This window comes from Ruegeria sp. (assembly GCF_028066395.1).
In the GTDB taxonomy this organism is placed as follows: domain Bacteria; phylum Pseudomonadota; class Alphaproteobacteria; order Rhodobacterales; family Rhodobacteraceae; genus Ruegeria.
The window spans coordinates 1-2,590 of the sequence record NZ_JALCBM010000060.1; the positions used below are offsets into that span (position 1 = coordinate 1).

3 protein-coding genes and 1 pseudogene are annotated in these 2,590 nt (G+C 58.1%); all 4 read left to right on the plus strand.

What is annotated here, in order from left to right; translation table 11 throughout:
* The first annotated feature begins 143 nt into the window (after positions 1 to 143).
* Positions 144 to 497, plus strand: a complete 354-nt coding sequence (locus MPJ51_RS16750; protein ID WP_298389041.1) for a YbaB/EbfC family nucleoid-associated protein — start codon at positions 144 to 146, stop codon at positions 495 to 497.
* 61 nt (positions 498 to 558) lie between these two features.
* Positions 559 to 1,152 (plus strand): recombination mediator RecR, encoded by a 594-nt coding sequence (gene recR / locus MPJ51_RS16755; protein ID WP_298389042.1) that lies wholly within the window; start codon positions 559 to 561, stop codon positions 1,150 to 1,152.
* A 445-nt stretch (positions 1,153 to 1,597) separates the two neighbouring features.
* On the plus strand, positions 1,598 to 2,371 hold the full coding sequence (locus tag MPJ51_RS16760; protein ID WP_298389045.1) for a hypothetical protein: 774 nt from the start codon (positions 1,598 to 1,600) through the stop codon (positions 2,369 to 2,371).
* A 22-nt stretch (positions 2,372 to 2,393) separates the two neighbouring features.
* Positions 2,394 to 2,590, plus strand: a pseudogene (locus MPJ51_RS16765) (hypothetical protein); the annotation flags it as partial.

The following is a 2,590-nucleotide window of genomic DNA, read 5'->3' on the forward strand; positions in this document are numbered from 1 at the left end:
GGCAATGCCCGCGCGCTGCCGGGCCCAACGGGAGGAAAGGTCTTGCAAAAGACCTTGACGACGGACGGGAGGGTCCCTGCCCTCTTGTGCCGGGCCAAAGGCATCCGTATTTAGGCGGAAACCCGAATTACAGGAGAATAGCGATGCTCAAAGGTTTAGGCGGGCTTGGTGGCCTGGGCGACATGGCCAAGATGATGAAGTCCGCACAGGACCTTCAGACCAAGATGACCGAGATGCAGGAAGAGCTGAACAACCTGATGGTTGTCGGAGAATCCGGCGCCGGTCTGGTCAAGGCCACCGCCACCGCCAAGGGCGAACTGAAAGGTCTGGACATCGACCCGTCAATCTTCAACGGCGATGATAAAGAAGTGGTCGAAGACCTGATCCTGGCCGCCATCAAGGATGCACAATCCAAAGCCGCTGAGCGCTCGCAATCCGAGATGGCCAAGCTGACCGAAAGCATGGGCCTGCCAGCAGATATCAAACTGCCCTTCTGATCTTCATCTTTTTGAAAATACTCCCGCCGGAGGCTCCCTCCGGCGCCACGCAGGACAGGCCGTGAGTTCGAACAGCGACATCGACAATCTGATCGACCTGATGGCCAAACTGCCCGGCCTCGGCCCCCGCTCGGCCCGCCGTGCGGTGCTGCACCTGATCCGCAAGCGGGCATTGCTGCTGACGCCGCTCTCGGACGCGATGCAGCAAGTGGCCGTCACCGCCCGCGAATGCCTGAACTGTGGCAATGTGGGCACCACCGATATCTGTGACATCTGCGACAGCGAGGCCCGCGCGACCGGAGAGCTTTGCGTGGTCGAGGACGTCGCCGACCTCTGGGCGATGGAGCGCGCGGGCGTATTCAAAGGCCGCTACCACGTTCTGGGCGGCACGCTATCGGCACTGGACGGGGTCGGCCCGGACGAGCTGCGCATTCCACGTCTCAAGGATCGGGTGATGGCCGAGGGGATTTCAGAGGTCATTCTGGCCCTGAACGCCACAGTCGACGGCCAGACCACCGCCCATTACATCGCCGATCAGTTGGAGGGGCAGGTACGACTGACCTCACTGGCGCAGGGTGTACCGATTGGCGGAGAGCTGGACTATCTGGATGACGGGACGATTACGGCGGCGTTGAGAGCCAGAAAAGAACTCTGACGGCGCTTTTGCGTTATATCGCTCAATCAGACTGGGACACGGCTTGCGCGATGGGACTTGACGGCAATGCCCTTCAACGCGAGAAACGCGGCGACAAGGAGCCAAAGCAGGATCGCCTACCGCATATCCTGCCCGCCAAGATCACAAATATGTTTGAGGCCTGTTCGACCCGAACCCCACCACGATTGTCGGAGTTCGCCTGGAAACCGGCAGGACATTGGATAATCACGCGCGGGTCGAACATACAGCCCGTTGCGGTGTTTGCAGACGGAGACGCTCGGAAATGAAAACAGGCACTGGCGGCACCCAGGGGAACCAGAGAGGTTCTCTCCTTAAATCCAACCAGTCTGCCTTCGACGCGGCATTCGGGCGGCGGTCCGTACCCCAGCTTTATCTACAACAGCTACGCTGCTTAATACCGCCGAAAGCTGATGCCCGTCCAAAGGTGCTGGTCAATACGATACCAAAGGCTGGTACCTATCTTGCGGCATTGGCGCTGGAGAACGCAGGTTATTCCTCCAAACAGCTACATCTGTCCGACAGATTTCTCCACGACAACCGCTCGGTCCCCGAGGATCAAATCCATTGGAACCCGGACAGTCGGCGGGTCAACTATCGCGCCGACTATGCCGCATCCATTCTGGACGAGGGCGAATTCTGTGTCGGTCACGTGTCTCGCCAGCGTGTTTTGGACCGGGCGGCGGCGTATAATGTCCATGTGCTGAACATCGTCCGCGACCCGATCACTCAGATTTGGTCCTTCTACAGATTTCAACAGAAAAAGACCAAACCGACGCCGCATTCCTCTCTGTGGAGGACGATGGTGGCAGATGACGGTTTCAAAGGGTATTTGCTGAGCATCGATATGAACTTGCTGTTGAAACACGCCAAAACCCTGATGTCCAACGGGCCATTCTTCTGCTTTGAAGACATGAAGCAGGGCAAGTTCATTGAACGCGCTTTGGACCCAAACACAATCAAGCCGCGCAACACTGTAATGGCGCAGCAACGGGCCCGGGTCATTCGCGATGTCGAGACCGGGCTGGCGAGTGCCGTCGGCAAGAAAACCTCAACCTACATTCCCAAAAGCGAAAATGATAAACAGTCCAGCCTGGAAGACAGCGCCGTAGTCGCGTTTTTCGATGCTTGCGGGCTGACCGCTGCGTCAGAGTTTTACAAGTCCAGCGTCCTGTGTGACAAAACCATATTGTCACGCTGAACATTCAATGGACCAAACCAACATGACCCGCCTTCTTGCCTGTGTCTTCACCGCCTTCACCGCCACCGCCGCCCTGTCGCAGGAACTCATCGACAAAGGCTTTGCCGAGGGCTGGAACATCATGATGGACCCCGCGCTAGGCGATGGGTGTTTGATCCAGACGGTGTATCAGGACCTCTCGGTGGTGCGGCTGGGTTATGATGCGCTGGACAATCGCGG

What these genes read in the sequence shown, in the direction of transcription:
- MPJ51_RS16750 (WP_298389041.1), top strand. Translation starts at nt 144, where the DNA reads ATGCTCAAAGGTTTAGGCGGGCTTGGTGGCCTGGGCGACATGGCCAAG.